19 protein-coding genes are annotated in these 19,789 nt (G+C 63.1%); 5 read left to right on the top strand and 14 right to left on the bottom strand.

Annotated elements, in window-relative coordinates:
• Nucleotides 1-256: 256 nt before the first annotated feature.
• The gene (locus FJ936_RS26485; RefSeq protein WP_140792882.1) at nt 257-1,168 is read left to right on the top strand and encodes an agmatinase; all 912 of its coding nucleotides are present in this window, start codon (nt 257-259) and stop codon (nt 1,166-1,168) included.
• 69 nt (nt 1,169-1,237) lie between these two features.
• Here the strand turns inward: FJ936_RS26485 and FJ936_RS26480 are convergent, their stop codons facing one another.
• The 5 genes from FJ936_RS26480 to FJ936_RS26460 all read right to left on the bottom strand — a co-directional run bounded on the left by FJ936_RS26480 (nt 1,238) and on the right by FJ936_RS26460 (nt 5,062).
• On the bottom strand, nt 1,238-2,122 hold the full coding sequence (locus tag FJ936_RS26480; RefSeq protein ID WP_141907146.1) for an aldose 1-epimerase family protein: 885 nt from the start codon (nt 2,120-2,122) through the stop codon (nt 1,238-1,240).
• A gap of 198 nt (nt 2,123-2,320) precedes the next feature.
• On the bottom strand, nt 2,321-3,037 hold the full coding sequence (locus FJ936_RS26475; RefSeq protein WP_015317911.1) for a Bax inhibitor-1/YccA family protein: 717 nt from the start codon (nt 3,035-3,037) through the stop codon (nt 2,321-2,323).
• 23 nt (nt 3,038-3,060) lie between these two features.
• Nucleotides 3,061-3,834 carry an anti-sigma factor gene (locus FJ936_RS26470; RefSeq protein WP_141907145.1) on the bottom strand — a complete coding sequence of 258 codons (774 nt, stop codon included), beginning with the start codon at nt 3,832-3,834 and terminating at the stop codon, nt 3,061-3,063.
• Entirely contained in the window at nt 3,831-4,349 is a 519-nt protein-coding gene (locus FJ936_RS26465) for a sigma-70 family RNA polymerase sigma factor (protein WP_246674008.1), read from the bottom strand. The genes FJ936_RS26470 and FJ936_RS26465 overlap by 4 nt, the downstream gene beginning before the upstream one ends.
• A gap of 101 nt (nt 4,350-4,450) precedes the next feature.
• The gene (locus FJ936_RS26460; RefSeq protein WP_140792901.1) at nt 4,451-5,062 is read right to left on the bottom strand and encodes a histidine phosphatase family protein; all 612 of its coding nucleotides are present in this window, start codon (nt 5,060-5,062) and stop codon (nt 4,451-4,453) included.
• Nucleotides 5,063-5,192: 130 nt separating this feature from the next.
• On the opposite strand from FJ936_RS26460, the gene FJ936_RS26455 reads away from it, so the two are divergent.
• Both FJ936_RS26455 and mazG read left to right on the top strand, forming a co-directional pair.
• Nucleotides 5,193-6,377, top strand: a complete 1,185-nt coding sequence (locus FJ936_RS26455) for an amino acid aminotransferase (protein ID WP_140619612.1) — start codon at nt 5,193-5,195, stop codon at nt 6,375-6,377.
• A gap of 89 nt (nt 6,378-6,466) precedes the next feature.
• The gene (gene mazG, locus FJ936_RS26450) at nt 6,467-7,291 is read left to right on the top strand and encodes a nucleoside triphosphate pyrophosphohydrolase (protein ID WP_015317916.1); all 825 of its coding nucleotides are present in this window, start codon (nt 6,467-6,469) and stop codon (nt 7,289-7,291) included.
• 62 nt (nt 7,292-7,353) lie between these two features.
• Here mazG and hflX read toward each other — a convergent pair whose 3' ends face one another.
• The 8 genes from hflX to dusB all read right to left on the bottom strand — a co-directional run bounded on the left by hflX (nt 7,354) and on the right by dusB (nt 17,476).
• A complete protein-coding gene (gene hflX / locus FJ936_RS26445) occupies nt 7,354-8,745 on the bottom strand; it encodes a GTPase HflX (RefSeq protein WP_015317917.1) in 1,392 nt (463 codons plus the stop codon).
• The gene (hfq, locus tag FJ936_RS26440) at nt 8,746-8,991 is read right to left on the bottom strand and encodes an RNA chaperone Hfq (RefSeq protein ID WP_006202172.1); all 246 of its coding nucleotides are present in this window, start codon (nt 8,989-8,991) and stop codon (nt 8,746-8,748) included.
• Between the two features lie 144 nt (nt 8,992-9,135).
• The gene (locus FJ936_RS26435) at nt 9,136-9,999 is read right to left on the bottom strand and encodes a D-amino-acid transaminase (protein ID WP_140664418.1); all 864 of its coding nucleotides are present in this window, start codon (nt 9,997-9,999) and stop codon (nt 9,136-9,138) included.
• Between the two features lie 86 nt (nt 10,000-10,085).
• Complete coding sequence (locus FJ936_RS26430) at nt 10,086-11,447, bottom strand: sigma-54 dependent transcriptional regulator (RefSeq protein ID WP_140792888.1); 1,362 nt, start codon at nt 11,445-11,447, stop codon at nt 10,086-10,088.
• On the bottom strand, nt 11,437-13,722 hold the full coding sequence (locus tag FJ936_RS26425; protein ID WP_181763169.1) for a PAS domain-containing sensor histidine kinase: 2,286 nt from the start codon (nt 13,720-13,722) through the stop codon (nt 11,437-11,439). The genes FJ936_RS26430 and FJ936_RS26425 overlap by 11 nt, the downstream gene beginning before the upstream one ends.
• A 129-nt stretch (nt 13,723-13,851) precedes the next feature.
• On the bottom strand, nt 13,852-15,312 hold the full coding sequence (gene ntrC, locus FJ936_RS26420; protein ID WP_023783973.1) for a nitrogen regulation protein NR(I): 1,461 nt from the start codon (nt 15,310-15,312) through the stop codon (nt 13,852-13,854).
• Nucleotides 15,309-16,451 (bottom strand): nitrogen regulation protein NR(II), encoded by a 1,143-nt coding sequence (locus FJ936_RS26415; RefSeq protein WP_140619608.1) that lies wholly within the window; start codon nt 16,449-16,451, stop codon nt 15,309-15,311. The genes ntrC and FJ936_RS26415 overlap by 4 nt, the downstream gene beginning before the upstream one ends.
• Nucleotides 16,448-17,476: a tRNA dihydrouridine synthase DusB gene (gene dusB / locus FJ936_RS26410; RefSeq protein ID WP_140792890.1), complete on the bottom strand. Its 1,029-nt coding sequence runs from the start codon at nt 17,474-17,476 to the stop codon at nt 16,448-16,450. Before dusB ends, FJ936_RS26415 begins: the two co-directional genes overlap by 4 nt.
• Nucleotides 17,477-17,616: 140 nt before the next feature.
• On the opposite strand from dusB, the gene FJ936_RS26405 reads away from it, so the two are divergent.
• On the top strand, nt 17,617-18,846 hold the full coding sequence (locus FJ936_RS26405; protein ID WP_140792891.1) for a bifunctional 2-C-methyl-D-erythritol 4-phosphate cytidylyltransferase/2-C-methyl-D-erythritol 2,4-cyclodiphosphate synthase: 1,230 nt from the start codon (nt 17,617-17,619) through the stop codon (nt 18,844-18,846).
• Nucleotides 18,843-19,352, top strand: a complete 510-nt coding sequence (locus FJ936_RS26400) for a CinA family protein (RefSeq protein WP_140792893.1) — start codon at nt 18,843-18,845, stop codon at nt 19,350-19,352. The genes FJ936_RS26405 and FJ936_RS26400 overlap by 4 nt, the downstream gene beginning before the upstream one ends.
• On the opposite strand, the gene FJ936_RS26395 is transcribed toward FJ936_RS26400, so the two are convergent.
• Complete coding sequence (locus tag FJ936_RS26395; protein ID WP_015317926.1) at nt 19,328-19,786, bottom strand: type II toxin-antitoxin system RatA family toxin; 459 nt, start codon at nt 19,784-19,786, stop codon at nt 19,328-19,330. The genes FJ936_RS26400 and FJ936_RS26395 overlap by 25 nt on opposite strands.
• Nucleotides 19,787-19,789: the final 3 nt, after the last annotated feature.

Raw genomic sequence — 19,789 nt, 5'->3', positions numbered from 1 at the left:
ATAAGAACCGTGGCACTCGACAACAAAGATAGATCATGCGGATTTTCCTCGGTCGGTCCATTCGCTTTATCGCAGTTCCAGTAATCTGCAACGTTTGCCCACTTTAGCAAGCTCAATGTCCCCGTCTCAGGGCCGCCTCCAGCTTGGAACCGACGGAACTTCTGGACGGCGATTTCGGCAATGGAATTCGACCATCCCAGCAACTACGCTAGCTTCAATCCATCACGCCTCGGCTTGACTCAAAGGCTTATCAAGAATGACCACACGATCTTCCTTTCTCGGCTTGCCCGATCGCCTCGCCGATGGCACGGCGCCCCGCGCGGTGATCTTCGGCGCCGGGCACGGCAGCACCTATCCCGGCAAGGACAGCAGCGGTCATGCCTTGGCCGCCGATGCCATCCGCGTTGCGAGCCAGGGTGATGCCGCGCTCGTCGAGCATTGGGATTTCGATCTCGGCGGCCCGCTGTTCGACGGCAAACCCGTCTGCTGCGTCGACGTCGGCGACATCCTGACCATCATGCATGACAATGCCGGCAACCGCGCCCGGATCGAGGCGAAGACGCGCGAGATCCTGTCCTTGCCGGCCGTGCCCATCCTGCTCGGCGGCGACGATTCCGTGGTCAGTCCCTTCCTCGCCGGCTTCGCGGATCACGGGCCTGTCTGGATCCTGCAGATCGACGCCCATATCGACTGGCGTGACGAGGTGCATGGCGAACGCCACGGCTACTCCAGCCCGATGCGCCGCGCGAGCGAGATGGCGCATGTCGCCGGCATGGTGCAGGTCGGACTGCGCAGCGTCGGCAGCGCACGCCTCACGGAAATCGAAGCGGCGCGGCGCTATGGCAGCCGTTTCGTCACCGCCCGCGAGGTCCACGCCCTGGGTGTCGAAGCGGCGCTCGGCCATATTCCGGAAGGCGCGCGAGTCGTCGTTACCCTCGACTGCGACAGTCTCGACCCCGGCATCATGCCGGGCGTGGCCGCGCGTACGCCCGGCGGCCTCACCTATACGCAGGTCATCGATCTCATCGCGGGCCTGGGCAAGCGAGCGAGGATCGCCGGATTCGATCTTGTGGAGCTCTATCCGCCATACGACATTGACGGCCTGTCGGCGCTCACCGCCGCGCGCCTTCTTGTCAATGTTATCGGCGCCCTGGTCAGGCAGGTTTGAGACCCGACCTGAGGTGGAATACGGCCCCGGTCCGCCTTTGCGCCCGCTTCATGGCTTGCAGGAAAACTTTTACCGAGGCCCCTGCTCCAGGCTGATCCGGTAACTCAGCGAACGCTTCGCGCCCGGCGCGATCAGCATCAGGCCGGGCTTGTCGGTGAACTCGCCATCGAAATCCAACGGACTGGCAATGCCGTGCCAGGGCTCGATGCACAGGAACGGTGCGCCACCGGGTTTGGACCAGATGCCCACTTCCTGAAATCCCTGCCATGAGACCTCGATCGCCGGACCGTCATCGGCGCCATAGCGAACGCTGTTGCTGGCCGGCCGGTCCAGGATCACAGCGTCGTCGTCAAACAGCCGTTCGGACAGCTCGAGCACAGTGCCTTTGACCGGCGTTGGCTGCGGCGTTGCGATGAGCAGGCCATCCTTCAGCCGGCGGATCGGCGCTGGCTCTGCCTGGGCAAACGTCAGGCGATAGGCGTCCTTGGCCATATCGGGCAGAACCGGCCAGTTGAACGCCGGATGCGCCCCGATCGACGCCGGCATCGGTTCGTCGCCCGGGTTGGTAATCTCGAATTCTATGTCGAGTTGCGCCTCGCCCAGCGTATAGGTCACGGCCAGTCGAAATGCGAACGGGTAGTGCGTTCGGGTTTCCGCGTCGTCGGTGAGCACCAGCGTGCAGGATCGAGGCCCCCTCTCCGCCCACATAAAAGGCTTGTCGCGGGCGAAGCCGTGCTGCGTCATCGGATAGGTCTGGCCGCGATGGTGCAGGTGATCGCCCTTCAGCCGGCCGACGATCGGAAACAGCACCGGCGAATGGCGCCGCCAGGCCGGTCCAGCCTGCCACAGGAACTCAAATCCTCGTGCATCCCGCAGGGAAACCAACTCTGCGCCGTGGGCGATGATGGTTGCCGATATGCCATCGCCATGAAGCGTCAGACTGTCCTGTTCCATATGTCCTCGCGGTTCGTCCGGCGTGGCCGGCAGGCTAGCAAATGGCCGGGCGTGAACTCAAGGTGGCGGACGGCATTTGCATTTCACGCGATCACGATGAACCTTGATGGTGGGCCAGGCGCCCCTTTCGAAAGAAGATGGCCGGAGGTTTCCCTCCGGCCAGCCAAGACTCAAAGCTGTTGCCTGCTACGGTCCGGACTATTCCCGCTCGCCGGTAAAATTCAGCAGCAGCTGGAAGATGTTGATGAAGTTCAGATAGAGCGAGAAGGCACCGAAGACGGCGAGCTTCTGGCGCGACTCCGCATCGAAATTCTCCGCGTATTGCTCCTTGATCGTCTGCGTGTCCCAGGCCGTCAGGCCAATGAACACGGCGATGCCGATGACCGAGATGGCGAACTGCAGCGCGGTCGAGCCGAGGAAGATGTTGACGATGCTGGCGATCACCACGCCGATCAGGCCCATGATCAGGAAGGACGAGAACTGCGTCAGGTCGCGCCTTGTCGTGTAGCCATAGAGGCTGGTGGCGCCGAACATGGTGGCGGCGATGAAGAAGGTGCGCGCGATGCTGGTGCCGGTGAAGACGAGGAACACCGAAGCCAGCGACAGGCCCATGACGGCACAGAAGGCCCAAAACATCGCCTGCGCGCTTGCCGCTGACATGGTCTGCATCTTGAACGAAAACAGGAGCACGAAGGCGAGCGGCGCCAGCATCACCACCCATTTCAGCGGGCTGGAAAAGATCGGCACATAAAGCGCCGGCGTCGACGACACCAGGAAGGCGACAAGGCCGGTAACCACCAGGCCAAGACCCATATAATTGTAGACGCGCAGCATGTGCTGGCGCAGGCCCTCGTCATAGACGGCTCCAGTCCGGGCGCCTGTGCCCACGCGGTATCCAAGATTGGGCGTATTCATTCGAGGTCTCCTTTGTGGATTGGTCAGTAAAGCGTTCTGGCGAGCGTTTCGGCGGCGCGGTCGAGATCATGAACCTCGCTCTTGGCGACGACAGCGTAGGCGACATCGCCGATCTGGAAATAGGCCGAGGAGATGTCGCCCGAGGGCGCCATGGTCGGCTTGACTACATCGAAAGTGCCCGGCCGGATCGCAAACAGCGAAACCAGGCCCATCTCCTTGGTGTCGACCGCAATCTCGACACTCGGGCCGAAGCGCGACGGATAGATCTGCACGTCGCGGACCTTCCAATCCTTCGGCAGCGCCGGCATGACGATGGCGGTGACGGCGCGGATCTCGCCGGCATTGTAATTAGGCGCCTCGGTCTGCGAGGGCATGTTTTCGCGCAGCAGCGTGGTCCTGTGTGCCTGTACCGCCTCGTCGACATAGGCGGGCGGCTGCGGTGAAGCGACGACCTTGGTCACCGACATCGGCCCGACGATGCCGTTGGCCAGCCAACCGGCGGCAACGAAAGCGGCGACCGCTGCCGCGCGTTGCAGCACACCGAAGATGCGGCCCCGGCCAAGCCCCCTCTCCAGCCGCCGCGCCGCATCGGCCGTCGCCGGCCGCGCCATGCCTTCGGAGCCGGCCAGCGCCACGCGCAATTCATCGCGGGTGCGCAGATCCGACATCACACGCGCGGCACTGTCCGGACGCGCCGACAGGAAGGCTTCGACCTCGATGCGGCGGCTAACGTCGAGCTGGTCGTCGACATAGGCGTCGAGATCGACGTCCGTAACCGGGTCGACAAGAGCGGTCATGAGTCACCTCCCACGATCCTGAGATGATTTTTTCCGCGTGCCGGCGCCTCTTCCATCTGGCGCAGGGCGGCGCGCGCCCTGCCGATACGCGACATGAGCGTGCCCAGCGGCACGCCGCTGGCGTTGGCGGCCTGCTGGTAAGAGAGCCCTTCGATGGCGACCAGATGCAGTGCCGAGCGCTGCTCTTCCGGCAGGCTGAAAAAGGCTTCGCGAACCTGCGCCAGGCGCACGGAATGGTCCTGCGGCGCCGGGGTGCTGCCGTCGGCCAGATATCGGGCCTGTTCGAGGCGAGCGGCTTCCGAGCGGCGCGAGCGCAGACGGTCGATGAAGGTGTTGTGGACGATCGACAGCAGCCAGGCGCGCAGGTTTCCGCCCGAGCGGAACGAGCCGCGCCGCTCATAGGCGCGCACCAGCGCGTCGTGGACGAGATCCTCGGCCTCGACGCCGTCGCGCGTCAGCGAACGGGCGTAGCGCCGCAGCGACCCGAGCTGTCCTAGGATGTCAAAGCGTGGCATCGACCGTTTCATGCCCTGTTTACGGAGCATGTGGGGATTTTAATCCCGGCCCTGCCGATTTTTCTTCGCGCGAAATATCGGTTGCAGGTATCTCGTCTCGCCTAGGTTCCGTGAACGCCCTTAGGTCCAAGTGGTTTTGCCGGTTTGGGAACCGTGACACCGCAGGCGCGCAACACCCACCGGCGGCCGTCGCTGCGAAAATCGGTGATGCTCAGTGGCTCGACGTCGATCTTTGAGCTGGCGGCAAGCGGCGCCCCGAGAACATGCAGGATCGCGGCGCGGATGACGCTGGCATGGGTCACGGCGATGGTATGGCCACGTTCGGCGATCAATCGATCCATCAATCCAGCGGTCCGTCGGGCAACATCGGCCAGCGACTCACCACCATGCGGGGCCACATTCGGATCCGTAAGCCATGCGGCGATTTCTTCAGGCTGTCGCGCCTGCACCTCTTCAAAGCTCTTGCCTGCCCATCGTCCGTTATTCTGGTCGGCCAGCATCGGATCGACGGACGCGTTCAGCGACAGCGCCTCGGCGGTCTGACAGGCGCGAAGCGCCGGCGCTGTCCACACACGGTCGGCGCGACGCAGCGTCCCGCGCATCGCCTTTGCCAATGTCAGCGATCGTGGCTCCAGCGGTTCATCCGAGGGAAACCGCCCTTTCCGGGTCGCCGCCGTGGCACCGGCGCAGATCATGGTCAGACGGACGAGCATGGCATGCCTTCTCTGAAGTGGTTGAAAAGCAGCACCGGCAGGTGCCGCCTTTCGCGCCGGCGCGATCAAAACCGCTGGTGAAACGTGGCCAATTTGCGTATCACTCCGCCGCGCCAACGGAACCATAATGATGTTCGAAGACCTGCAGCCAGCTGCCGCCGACAAGATTCTTGCGCTGATCGGCCTCTATCGCGCCGATCCACGCCCTGGCAAGGTCGATCTCGGTGTCGGCGTCTACAAGGATCGCGACGGCAAGACGCCGGTTATGCGGGCCGTGCGCGAGGCCGAGAAGCGGCTGCTGCAGAGCCAGGATACCAAGACCTATCTCGGCCTTGCCGGCGATACCGGGTTCAACACTATGATGGCCAAGCTCGCCTTCGGTCAGGGCGCGGACCTGTCGCGCATCCGGGCGGCACAGGCGCCCGGTGGCTCCGGCGCGCTGCGGCTGGTGGCAGAACTGCTCAAGCGGACGCGTTCGGATGCCACGGTCTGGGTCTCCGACCCGACCTGGCCGAACCATATGCCGGTGATGCGTTCCGCCGGCCTGCAGATTCGCGAATATCCCTATTTCGATGCGGCCTCGGGAGCGGTTCGTTTCGACGACATGCTGGCGACGCTGCGGTCGGCCAACAGCGGCGACGTGGTACTGCTGCATGGCTGCTGCCACAATCCGACCGGCGCCAATCTGGATGCGGCCCAGTGGGAGGCCATCGCCGATCTCGTCGTCGAGCGCGGCCTGCTGCCATTTGTCGACATCGCCTATCAAGGCTTTGGCGACGGCCTGGAGGCCGATGCCCTCGGCTTGCGGCTGCTGGCCGCGAAAGTTCCGGAAATGGTTGTCGCGTCGAGCTGCTCGAAGAATTTCGCGGTGTACCGCGACCGGGTCGGCGCGGCGATGGTCCTGGCCAGGGACGGCGCGCAGGCCGACGTCGCGATGAGCCAGATGCTGTCGGCGGCGCGCGCCATGTATTCGATGCCACCCGACCATGGTGCCGCGGCAGTGCGCATCGTCCTGGAAGACGCCGCGCTGCGTGCCGACTGGGAAGCAGAACTGGAAGAGATGCGTCTTCGTATGCTGAGGCTTAGGGTCGCATTCGCCGAGGCGCTGCGCCGGCAATCCAATTCCGACCGCTTCGACTTCGTTGCCAGCCATCGTGGCATGTTCTCGCGGCTCGGCCTCACGGAAGCGCAGGTCGAAAGGCTGCGCGCCGAGCACGCCGTCTACATGGTCGGCGACAGCCGCATCAACGTCGCCGGCCTGCCCGAGGACGGCATGGATGACCTCGCCAAGGCGATCGTTTCCGTGCTGGACTGACGAGGCGGGTACGGCGCGCCTGTGGACAAGGTCCCCTCGCCGGCTGACAGCGTTGGCCGAGTGGCGGTTCGCGCGATAGCATCCGCACCATGACGCCATCGAAAGACATTTCACGCCTGATCGAGATCATGGCGGCGTTGCGCGCGCCGAAGACCGGCTGCCCGTGGGACATCGAGCAGGACTTCTCCACCATCGCGCCCTACACGATCGAGGAGGCCTACGAGGTGGCGGATGCCATCGCGCGCGGCGATCTCGACGATTTGCGCGACGAACTCGGTGACCTCCTGCTGCAGGTCGTCTACCATGCCCAAATGGCGCAGGAAGCCGGCGAATTCGCCTTCCCTGACGTTGTCCAGGCCATCACCACCAAGATGATCCGCCGCCATCCGCACGTCTTTGGCGACGAGAAGGCCCGCAGCGCCGGCATGGCCAAGGGCATGTGGGAGAAGATCAAGGCGCAGGAGAAGGCCGAGAAGCGACAAGCCCGGCTCGCGCGCGGTCTTGACCCGGAGGACAACGGCAAGGGGTTCCTGGACAGCGTTCCGGTCGCCCTGCCCGCCTTGACGCGAGCGCTGAAGCTTCAGGAAAAAGCCGCCCGCGTCGGCTTCGACTGGAGCGAGGCTGCTCCCATCCTGGACAAGATCGAGGAAGAGATCGGGGAGTTGCGCGAGGCTTTGGCCAGGGGTGAGACGGCCTCGATCAAGGACGAGTTCGGCGACATGTTGTTTGCCGTCGTCAATCTCGGCCGTCACCTGAAGCTCGATTCGGAGGCGGCGCTCAGCGGCACCAACGAGAAATTCCGCTCACGCTTCCACTATGTCGAGCAGGCCCTGGAAAAATCAGGCGGCTCGCTGGAGGAAGCTAGCCTGGAGGAGATGGAAGCGCTCTGGCAGGAAGCAAAGACTGCAAGGTAAGCCTCTATAGCTCCGGCAATTCCGGACGGAAAGCGCGATACTTATCCTGGAATTTCTGCGCGTTAGCCGTTGTTTTTGCGACGCAATCGGCTTTCAATCTCTTCGCGGGCGCTTTGCGTGGCCTTCAGCGAAACGGTGGCGCTGCCATCGTCATTGTCGGTTCGCGAAACGACATCGCCATTGCGATAAAGCCAGTCGACCAGGCCGAATTGTGCCGGCTCGATCGTCACTGTCAGGTCTTGCAGTTCGCCGGCCATCCGCGTTTCGATAACCGCTTTCAGCGCATCGATGCCTTCGCCTGACACCGCCGATACGGCAATCGGCGGCTCCTTGGAACCGTCGGTGCTATCGGCGAGCAGCCGCTGCCTGTTGCCTTCGTCCAGCAGGTCGATCTTGTTCCAGACTTCGATCACGCGCCTGGTGTCGCTGGCGTCGACGCCGAGATCGGCGAGGATGCGCTCGACATCCTCGGCCTGCGCCGCCGTGTCGGGATCGGAAATGTCGCGCAGATGGATGACGAGATCGGCCTCGACCACCTCTTCCAAGGTCGCCCGGAACGCCGCGATCAGATGCGTCGGCAGGTCCGAAATGAAGCCCACCGTGTCGGAAAGAATGATCGGCGTGCCATGCGGCAGCCGCACGCGGCGCAGTGTCGGATCCAGCGTGGCGAACAGCATGTCCTGCGCCAGCACCCCTGCTCCGGTCAGCTTGTTGAACAGCGTCGACTTGCCAGCGTTGGTGTAGCCGACGATCGCCACCACTGGAAACGGCACCTTCTTGCGCTTGGCGCGGTGCAGGTCGCGGGTGCGGCGCACGGTTTCCAGCTCGTGCTTCAGCTTTATGATCTTTTCCTGCAACTGCCGCCGATCGGATTCGATCTGCGTTTCACCGGGGCCACCGAGGAAGCCTGCACCGCCACGCTGACGCTCCAGGTGGGTCCAGCTGCGCACCAGGCGGCCCTTCTGGTAGTTGAGATGGGCAAGCTCGACCTGCAGCGTGCCTTCCTTGGTGCGCGCGCGCTCGCCGAAAATCTCCAGGATCAGCCCGGTGCGATCCAGCACCTTGGCGTTGAATTGCTTCTCGAGATTGCGCTGCTGCACCGGCGTCAGCGGATGGTCGACGATGACCACTTCCGCGTGCCCTTCCCTGACGATCCCGGCGAACTCCTCGACCTTGCCGCTGCCCAGCAACGTCGCCGGGCGCGGGTCGTTGACGGTCACGACCGCCGTATGGATCAGATCAAGGTCGATGGCGCGGGCAAGGCCGACTGCTTCGTCGTGGCGCGCCTCGGCCGAGCGCGTCAGCCGCGGACGGTTCGTGTCATCGTCGTTACGCGGTTGGCGCGTAAGCACAGGCACAATGACAACAGCCCGGGTCGGACCCTTGGCTTCCGTCCCGGGATGATGCGCTGGTTTTCCGCGAACCGTGCCGTCCGCGTCCTTCTCACGTGCCAATCAGGCGCCCTGGCTTTCCTCGCCATCGAACATCTGAACCGGCTGGCTCGGCATGATCGTGGAAATGGCGTGCTTGTAGACGAGTTGGGAGTGACCGTCGCGGCGCAGCAGGACGCAGAAATTATCGAAAGAAGTGACCACGCCGGTCAGCTTCACGCCGTTGATAAGAAAGATGGTGAGTGGGTTCTTGCTCTTGCGAACTGAATTCAGGAACAGGTCCTGAAGGTTTTGCGATCGTTCCGCCATTGTTTTTGTCTTTCGCCGATCCCCTTCGGTTTGCAGCCAATGCGCCAAATTAGCGGGCACATGTCAAGCGCGCAAACACCCTCTTGCCGTCAGTAACGACAAGCAGAACGAGATATATTGATGTTCATTCCACCTGTGCGGTTATCAGGCTGGACTTTTTTCCGCAATGTCAAAAAAGGCATGCCGCAACGAAAGTGTTATTGAGCCGGGGTGGCCATTGGCTATGGGATCGCCGTCAATGGCCACGATCGGCATGGCAATAGTCGTCGCGGAACTGATGAATGCTTCGCGGGCCGCTTTGGCCTCGGCGACGGAAAATTCCCGTTCCTCGATCTTCAGGCCGAGCCTTGCCGCGACTTCGAACATGGTGGTGCGCGTGATGCCGCGCAGAATGCCATGTTCGGCCGGCCGGGTGACCAGTACGCCATCCCTGGTAACGATCCAGGCATTCGACGAACCGCCCTCCTTGACGTTGCCGTCGGCATCCACGAACCACGCCTCCTGTGCGCCCGCTTCCTTGGCCTTCTGCTTGGCCAATACATTGGGCAGCAGCCCGACGGTCTTGATGTCGACGCGGTCCCACCGGTTCTCCGGCACGGTGATGACGGCGATACCGGTCTCGGCTCGCTTGGCTCCCGCGGCAGGGTCGGCCTTCCTGGCTGTCACCACCAGCGCGGGCTTGACGTTCGCCGATGGGAAGACAAATTCCCGGCTGGCGACACCGCGCGTCACCTGAACATAGACCAGGCCGTTGACGACATGATTGCGGTTGACCACTTCGCGCAGGATCAGCGGCAACACATTGCGTGTCACCGGCCAGGCGATCGACAGTTCGGTCAGCGAGCGGTTCAGCCGGGCAAGGTGGCGCGGCATGTCGACGATGAAGCCGCGCGCCACCTCGCAGACCTCGTAGACGCCGTCGGCGAACTGGTAGCCGCGATCCTCGATATGCACGGCGGCATCGGCATGAGTGATGTAGCGCCCGTTCACATAGGCAATGCGCGGCATGGTCACCTCGGGAGATTTGGTTCGGCCTGTTTAGGCGATTCCGCCGTGCAGGTAACGGACAATCGCGTGGGCCACCGAGGATTGGGTCAGACGCCCAGCGACTTCAGCTTGCGGTGCAAGGCGGAACGCTCCATGCCGATGAACTCGGCTGTCTTCGAAATGTTGCCGCCGAACCGGTTGATCTGGGCGATCAGATAGTCCTTTTCGAACTGTTCGCGTGCCTCGCGCAGCGGCAGCGCCATTATATGCTGGTCCGACTGGTTGGGCGTGCGCGGCATGACATCGCCGATTTCGGACGGCAGCAGATCCGCGGTGATCGGCGCGTCCACGTCCTCGCCGCGCGCCAGGATCATCAGTCGCTCGACGTTGTTGCGCAACTGGCGCACGTTGCCCGGCCAGTTGTGCGCCTGCAGCACGGCCAGCGCGTCGTCGCCGATACGGCGTGGCTTGATGCCAGCCTGGCGGGCGATCTGCTTCATGAAGTTGTCGACGAGATAGGGAATGTCCTCGCGCCGCTCGGCCAGTCCCGGCACCATGACCGGAACCACGGCGAGCCGGTGATAGAGATCCTCGCGGAAACGCCCGTCTGCGATCATCGCCTCAAGGTTCTGCGAGGTCGAGGAAATGATGCGGACGTCGACCTTGACCCGCTTAGTACCGCCCACCCGCTCGAATTGCTGTTCGACCAGCACGCGCAAAATCTTGTTCTGCGTCTCGCGCGGCATGTCGGCCACTTCGTCGATGTATAGAATGCCGCGATGGGCCTCCTCCAGCGCCCCCACCTTACGTTCGACCCCGTTCGATTCGGTGCCGAACAGTTCGATCTCCATGCGTTCAGGCGTGATATTGGCGGCACTCAGCGTCACGAACGGCCCGCCCTTGCGCGCCGACAGCGTATGAATGGCGCGGGCGGCCAGTTCCTTGCCCGATCCGGAAGGGCCAACGATCATCACCCGGCTGTTGGTCGGCGCGACACGCTCGATGGTCTGGCGCAACTGGCTCATCGCCGAGGACATGCCGATCAAATCGAAAGTCTCGCCGCTGCGCAGCTTGAGGTCGGAAACTTCGCGGCGCAGTTTCGAGGTCTCGAGTGCGCGTTCGGCAATGAGGATCAGCCTGTCGGCCTTGAACGGCTTTTCGATGAAATCATAGGCGCCGCGACGGATGGCGGAAACCGCCGTTTCGATGTTGCCGTGGCCTGAAATCATCACTACCGGCAGGTTCGGGTGCATGGTCTTGATCTCGTCGAGCAGCGCCAAGCCGTCCAGACGCGAACCCTGCAGCCAGATATCAAGGAAGATCAGCCTCGGTGCTCGGTCGGCGATGGCCGCCAGTGCGCTGTCGGCATCGAATGCCGTGCGGGTTTCGTGACCCTCGTCACTCAGGATGCCCGCGACGAGTTCGCGGATGTCTTCCTCGTCATCGACGATGAGAATATCAGACGCCATTATCGACCTTTTCAGTTTCTCTTTCGTGGTCCGCCTTGGTTTCGCCGCGCGGCGGCGCGCTGGTTGCAGGCGGCAGGATGATGCTGATCATCGCGCCGCGCCCGCCGTGGAAATCCGCAGGCGCGTCATGGAGTTCCAGCCTGCCGCCATGGTCCTCCACGATCTTCTTGACGATAGCGAGACCAAGCCCGGTGCCCTTTTCACGCGTGGTCATATAGGGCTCCAGCAACCGTTGGCGATTCTCGCGCGGCAGGCCTTTGCCATTGTCGATGACATCGATGCGAATCGCGCCATTCTGACGGCCGGCTTGAATCCGGATTATGCCGTGCGAACCGTCCTTATGTTCCAGTCCGTCGATCGCCTCGGCGGCATTCTTGATCACATTGCCGAAAGCCTGGGCCATCAGCCGGCTGTCGAACGTGCCCTTGAGCGGCTCGTTCCCGAATATCCGCTCGAAGGTGATGTCGGCGCGGCTGACTTCGACCAGGAAGGAAGCCTCGCGCAGCGATTCGCGCAGGTCGATGGCCTTCATCTCGGGCTTTGGCATGCGCGCGAAAGCCGAGAACTCGTCGACCATGCGGCCGATATCCTCCACCTGGCGGATGATGGTGTCGGTGCATTGGTCGAAAACCTCGCGGTCTTCGGTGATGACCTTGCCGTAGCGACGCTTGATGCGTTCGGCGGAAAGCTGGATCGGCGTCAGCGGATTCTTGATCTCGTGGGCAATGCGCCGCGCCACGTCGGCCCAAGCGGATGAGCGCTGGGCCTGAACCAGATCGGTGATGTCATCGACGGTCACGACATAGGATTTTTCCTCCGAGCCGTCATCGCCTGCCTCGATGGTGACCTGCACATTGAAGGTCCGCTCGGCGCCGGCGCGATAGAAGGTCACCTGTTCGCGGTAGACCGGCTTGCCGGATTTACGACCGATCTCGAAGACGCGGCCGACATGCGGCAGGATTGCGGAAAGATTCTGCCCAAGTGCCGCGCTGGCGGAAACGGCCAGCATCGATTCGGCAGAACGATTGACGATGGTGATGATGCCGTAAGGGTCGACGCCGATGACGCCGGCGGTGACGCCGGCAAGCACGGCTTCGGAAAAACGCCGCCTCTCATCGATCAGGTCCTTCGCTGACAGGATCTCGTTGCGCTGCGATTTGAGCTCCAGCAGCATCTTGTTGAACGTGTCGCCGAGCGAGGCGACATCGCCATCGGATGGCCGCACCGGCACCGCGACGTCGAGATTGCCGGTCGCGACTTCGTCGGCAGCGCCGATCAGCTGACGGATCGGCCGCACGAGCCGGTCGGCAACAGCTATGCCGGTCCAGATTGCCGACAGGATGATGATCAGGGTCAGCGACAGATAGGGCAGCGCAAACGCCACTTGCGAGGTACGCCTGTTATCCTCGAGATTGCGATACTCGTCGGTGTTGGACCTGACGATCTGCCGCGCCTTGATCACCTCGGGGTCGACCAGACGGATGGTGTAGAGATAGAGGCCATCGATCTCGCGCAGCTTGACGATGGCGCCCATGATGTTGCGCGTGCGCGGCTCGATCAGCACCGGCTTGCCGTCGGTGGCGGTGGCCACCGCTCCTTCCGGGGGTTCCGGCATGGCGAAATCGGCATCGGTCTTGGCGCTCATGACGAAGGAGCCATCGGGCTTGATCAGCGCGGCATGCGCCAGCGAGCGGCCCACGGCTTCCTTGTTCATGAGATCGAGAAAGCCGGTGCGATCGAGGCCGTAGAGCGTTCGCGACGCATCGAGATCGTAGGCCATCGACAACGTCGTACCCTGCAGGTTGCGCGCGTTCTCCTGCACATAGGCGTCGGCGATCGACAGGGACGAATTGACGATCGTCTTGGTGCGAATTTCGAACCAGCGATCAAGGCCGATATCGAGCGTGATCGAGGCGATGATCGCCACCATGATGGCGGGAATGGCGGCAACGAGAGCGAACATGGCAACGATGCGCACATGCAGCCGAGAAGCCGCTTTGCCATGCCGGCGCGCCATGACGATGCGATGCACCTCGCGTCCAACCAGCGCGATGAGGAAGAGCACGAAGGCGGCGTTGAGAGCGATCAGCGCCCAGGTCGTTTTGGCGTCAGGCGCAATCGGTGTCGCACCGACCAGGATGGCGAACGAAATAGCCGCCATGACCAAGGCACCGACGACCGCCACCACGCCGGGGAGTGCCAGCAGCCGGCGCCCGTCGCGCGCGCCAGGTTCGCTGAAGAGCGGTTTGTTGAGTACAGGTGTCTGCGGAGCCATGTCGCCGTCTAGAGCCAGTGATTGCGTCCGATCTATGCAACGCATTGTGGCGATTATGCAACAAGTGTGACAACTACAGGACTCGTTCCCCGGTCGGTCCCCTGAAAAGATCCTGTATGCAGCGCGGGCTCAGGTCTGGCGGGAGGACTTGTAAACGTTGACGCCCAATTCGCGAATCTTCTTGCGCAGGGTGTTGCGGTTGAGTCCCAGGAGCTCCGCGGCCTTGATCTGGTTGCCGCGGGTTGCCGTCATCGAAGCCAGCACCAGCGGATATTCGACTTCGGACAGGATACGCTCGTACAGACCGGCAGGCGGCAATTCGCCCGCAAAGGAGGCGAAATAGCGCTGCAGGAAGTGCTCCACCGCCTGCCCGATGGAAAGATCGTCGGGAATGAGGTTGCCGCCGCCTGGTACCACGGGGCGTTCGCCTGTCTTGAGCTCCGTCTCGATGATCTCGGCGGAAATCTCGTCCTGCGAATAAAGCGCGGCGAGCCTGCGGACCAGGTTTTCCAGCTCGCGCACATTGCCTGGCCAGGGATAGCGCTTCATCAGTTCGATGCCGCCGGAAGAGATGCGCTTGGTCTGCAGCCCCTCCATTTCGCCGAGCTTGAAGAAATGGCGCACCAGATCGGGCACATCCTCGGAGCGTTCGCGCAGGGCCGGCAACCTGAGCGGCACGACATTGAGACGGTAGAAAAGATCCTCGCGGAAGAGGCCCTGGTTGATCAGCGTACGCAGGTCCTTGTTGGTGGCGGCGACAATGCGCACATCGGTCTTGATCGGCGTGCGGCCGCCGACAGTCGTGTACTCGCCCTGCTGCAGGACGCGCAGCAAGCGCGTCTGCGCCTCCATCGGCATGTCGCCGATCTCGTCGAGGAACAGCGTGCCGCCCTCCGCCTGCTCGAAGCGACCGGTCGAGCGGCTCTGCGCGCCGGTGAAGGCGCCCTTCTCGTGACCGAACAGTTCCGATTCGATGAGGTCGCGCGGGATAGCCGCCATGTTAATGGCAACGAACGGGCCGCCACGACGGCGCCCATATTCATGCAGCGCTCGTGCCACCAGTTCCTTGCCGGTGCCCGATTCGCCCGAAATCATCACCGTCAGGTCGGTCTGCATCATGCGCGCCAGCATGCGGTAGATGTCCTGCATGGCCGCCGAACGGCCGACCAGCGGCATCGTTTCGGGCGGCTCTTCTTGCCTGGCATCGATCTTCGGCCGCCGGGGCTCGGACAAAGCGCGGTTGACGATGTTGAGGAGTTCGGTCAGATCGAAAGGCTTCGGCAGATATTCATAGGCGCCCGTTTCGGAAGCGCGGATCGCCGTCATGAAGGTATTCTGGGCGCTCATGACGATGACAGGCAGTTCCGGCCGCGCCTTCTTGATGCGCGGCAGCATGTCGAAAGCGTTCTCGTCCGGCATCACGACGTCGGTGATGACGAGATCACCCTCGCCGGCCGCGACCCAGCGCCACAGGGTCGACGCGTTGGAGGTGACGCGCACCTCGTGACCGACACGCGACAGGGCCTGATTGAGAACGGTGCGGATCGCAGCATCGTCGTCGGCGACCAGAATATTGCCGCGAACGGTCATTTGCGGTCTCCTTCACCGTCTTGATCAGCGCCAAGCGCCGTTTCCTTCCAGGCCGGCATCAGGACCCGGAATGTTGTCGCGCGCGGCGTCGAATCGCATTCGATGATGCCGCCATGTTCACCGACGATCTTGGCGACCAGCGCCAGCCCGAGCCCCGAGCCGTTCGGCTTGGTGGTGATGAAGGGATCGAACAGGATCGGCAGGATATCCTCCGACACGCCGGAACCGTTGTCGCGCACGCAGAACTCCAGCGGCAGCGACACGCGGTCCTGCGTCCCCGGAACCGAAACGCGAATACCGGGCCGGAAGGCGGTGGACAGCACGATCTCGCCCTGGGGGTCGCTACCGATTGCCTCGGCGGCGTTCTTGATCAGATTAAGGAACACCTGGATCAGCTGATCACGATTGGCAAACACCGGAGGCAATGATGGATCATAGTCCTCCAGTATCTTGATTTTCCTAGCGAAACCGTTCTTTGCGATCGCTTTCACGTGATCGAGCACCACATGGATGTTGACGGGATAGCGGTCGATCGGCCGCTCGTCGGAAAACACCTCCATGCGGTCGACCAGCGACACGATACGGTCCGTCTCATCGGTGATCAGCCGCGTCAGCGCGCGATCCTCATCGGAAGCGGACAGCTCGAGCAGCTGAGCCGCCCCCCTGATACCGGAGAGCGGGTTCTTGATCTCATGCGCCAGCATCGCCGCCAGACCGGTCACCGAGCGCGCGGCGCCGCGATGCGTCATCTGCCGGTCGATCTTGTCGGCCATCGACCGCTCCTGGAACATGACCACGACGGAGCCCGGAAACTCCGGTACCGGCGCGACATAGAGATCGACGACCTTTTCGATGCCGAGGCGCGGCGACGAAACGTCGACCCGATATTCGTTGACGGGCGCGCGGCGCTCGCGCACCTGGTCGACCAGTGTCAGCAGCGGACTGCCGAAGGGTATGAGCTTGGACAGGGTGTTGCGCGCCAGCATGGTCGCGCTGGAGCGAAAGAAGTCCTCGGCATCGGCATTGGCGAAGGTGATGAAGCCTTCCTCGCTGATCATGATCACCGGGCGGCGGATCGTGTTTAGCACGATCTGGGCAGCATCCGCCATTTCAACGCCTTGGCCAGGGGTTGCGGTCATGCGGCGCTCCGCAGGTTCAAGGTTTGCGGATCGCGCGAAAACACGTCACGCAGCAAGGCAATGACGCGGGCCGGTTCGGACGCGGTCAATATCGCTTTCCTACTCTCGCCAGCGACACCCTCGGCAAGTCGGTCGAGATACCAGCCCAGATGCTTGCGCGCCTGGCGCAGGCCGCTCTCGATGCCGTAAAGCGCCAGCATGTCCTCGTAGTGGGCGACGACATAATCGGTAAGCGCTTGCGGGGTCTGGGGAATGCCGGGCGAAAATGTCCCGGCGGCAGCCGCAGCGATGCCGCCGGCGACCCACGGCGCGCCATAATGGGCGCGGCCGACCATCAACGCATCGGCGCCGGACTGTTCGAGAACGGCGGCTGCCTCGCTTGGGGAGCAGACATCGCCATTGGCGACGACCGGAATGGAAACAGCCTCCTTGACGCGAGCGATGGCGCGCCAGTCCGCCTTGCCCTGGTAGAACTGACAGCGTGTGCGGCCATGGACCGTGACCATCCTGACGCCCGCCTGCTCGGCCCGGCGCGCCAGGATAGGAGCGTTGAGCACGCCTTCGTCCCAACCCAGCCGCATCTTGACCGTCACCGGCACCTGGACCACGCCTACCACGGCCTCGATCAGCGAGAGCGCGTGGTCTAAATCCAGCATCAATGCCGAACCGGCATAGCCACCGGTGACCTTCTTGGCCGGGCAGCCCATGTTGATGTCGATGATGTCGGCGCCCTCGCCGGCGGCGATCCGCGCGCCTTCGGCCATATGCTTGGCCTCGCGCCCGGCAAGCTGCACCATATGGACGGGCAGTCCGGAATGGCGTATCCGCAGGCCACAACCCGCCCTGCCCTTGGCGAGCTCGCCGCTGGCCACCATTTCGGACACGACCAGGCCTGCGCCATGCCCATGGGCGCGCTGCCTGAACGCCTCGTCCGTGATCCCCGACATTGGCGCGAGGAAGACGCGGTTGCGTATTCTGACGCCGCCGACGTCGAGAGGCTGGGCCAATCCGGTCAAGTTAACCATGCACAAAAACCAAGCACGTCCATTCGTTGCACATTCTCTAGCCAGATCGAGAGAAATGTGCAACGCGGAATGACGCCACATTAAGGCGCAATTGGGAAAATGCTGGCCTTCGGCCTTGGCCGCGACTAGGACCGGACTGCATGACTGGCGCAACCGAAAATCAGGCTCCGGATCCGGGTGGCAAAGTCGCGGTGGTTATCGTCGCGGCCGGCCGCGGCGCGCGCGCCGGACAAGCCGATGGTCCTAAGCAATATCAACGAATTGGCGGACGCGCCGTCATCGCTCGTGTCATAGACATTTTTCTGGCGCACCCGCTCATCGGCCGGGTCGTCGTGGCCATCCATGCCGAAGACCGCGAGCTTTTTCAGCAAGCGGTCGGAACCGATGCGGATCGGGTAACGGCAATTGCCGGAGGCGCGACCAGGCAGGATTCGGTTCGGCTCGGGCTGCAGGCGCTGAGAAGCTACGCGCCGGACAAGGTCCTCATCCACGACGCCGCGCGCCCCTTTGTAGACATGGATCTGATCGACCGCACAATCGCGGCCATCGGCGAACGTGAAGGCGCGCTTCCCGCCCTGCCGGTCGCCGACACGCTGAAACGCGAATCGGCGACCGGCATGGTCGGCGAAACGGTGCCAAGGAGCGGGCTGCACGCGGCGCAAACGCCGCAAGGCTTTCCCTTCCTCGCGATCACGACGATGCATGAGCAAGCCTATGACAGCGGCAAATCCGACTTTACCGACGACGCGTCGATCGCCGAATGGATGCAAATGCCGGTGAAGCTCGTTCCTGGATCGCCCGACAATGTCAAACTCACATGGGCACGGGATATCGCCATGGCGCACCAGCGACTTTCTAGCGAGCGGACACACTTTCCCGACATCCGCACCGGCAATGGCTACGATGTCCACGCCTTCGAGCCCGGCGACCATGTTACGCTTTGTGGCGTCGCCATCCCGCATGACAGGAAACTGTCGGGCCATTCCGACGCGGATGTCGGCCTGCACGCCCTGACCGACGCGCTGCTGGCGACCTGCGGGGCCGGCGATATCGGCACGCACTTTCCTCCATCCGATCCGCAGTGGAAAGGCGCTGCATCGCGGATATTCGTCGAACATGCGGCAAGACTGGTGCGCGAGCGCGGCGGACGCATCGCCAATGCCGATATCACGCTGATCTGCGAGGCGCCGCGCGTCGGCCCGCACCGCGAGGCGATGACATCAGTCCTTTCGCAGATGCTGGGCATTTCCGCCGACCGCATCTCGGTCAAGGCGACAACCAACGAGAAGCTCGGCTTTGTCGGCCGCGAGGAAGGTATCGCGGCGATCGCCACCGCCAGTGTGGTGTTTCCAGGCGAGGTTCCGGAATGACCAACAGCGAACTGGCAATCGCCCTGTTTGAGGCGTGCCGGGAGCGCGGCATCATGCTGGCGACCGCGGAAAGCTGTACCGGCGGGATGATCATCGCCGCGCTGACCGACATTGCCGGTTCTTCCGCCGTGGTCGATCGCGGCTTCATCACCTATTCCAATGAAGCCAAGATGGACATGCTCGGTGTTCGCGCCGCCTCGCTCGACGTGCATGGTGCGGTCTCGGGCGAGACAGCCATCGAGATGGCCGCTGGAGCGCTCGCGCGGTCGCGTGCCGGGCTGGCGCTGGCCGTCACCGGCATTGCCGGTCCGGGTGGCGGTTCCAGGGAAAAGCCGGTCGGGCTGGTCTGGTTTGGCGTTGCGGTGAACGGCCGACCCGTGACGGCTGAACGCAAGCTGTTTGCCGACAATGGCCGTGACTTCATCCGCCGGGAAACCGTCCATCATGCACTTGAGATCGGCTTGCAGGCGCTTGTCGAGAGTCAGGCCGCCGGTTTCTTGCCGTAGATGATGTCGGCGCGCTTTTCAAAAGCTTCGGCGAACATGCGGAAGGCACGATCGAACATCGTGCCCATCAGCGCACCCAGGATGCGGCTCTTGAATTCATAGTCGATGAAGAAGCGCACGGCACAGCCGGCACCATCCGGCTCGAACCGCCAGACATTGCTCAGATATTTGAACGGGCCGTCAATATACTTCACGTCGATGGCGTGTTCGTCGGGCTTGAGCAGTACCTGCGTCGTGAAAGTCTCCCGGATCGCCTTATAGCCGATGCTCATGTCGGCCACGAGGATGGTGCGGCCGTCACGCTCCTTGCGCGAGCGGACCGCCAACGCTTCGCAAAGCGGCAGGAATTGCGGGTAAGTTTCGATGTCGGCGACCAGCGCGAACATCTGCTCAGGCGTGTGGGCGACGCGTCGGGTGGCTTCGAATTTCGGCATGAA

Origin of the sequence: Mesorhizobium sp. B2-4-13 (genome assembly GCF_006658535.1) — a bacterium.
In the GTDB taxonomy this organism is placed as follows: Bacteria; Pseudomonadota; Alphaproteobacteria; order Rhizobiales; family Rhizobiaceae; genus Mesorhizobium; species Mesorhizobium australicum.
This window is presented reverse-complemented; position numbering and strand designations above follow the sequence as displayed.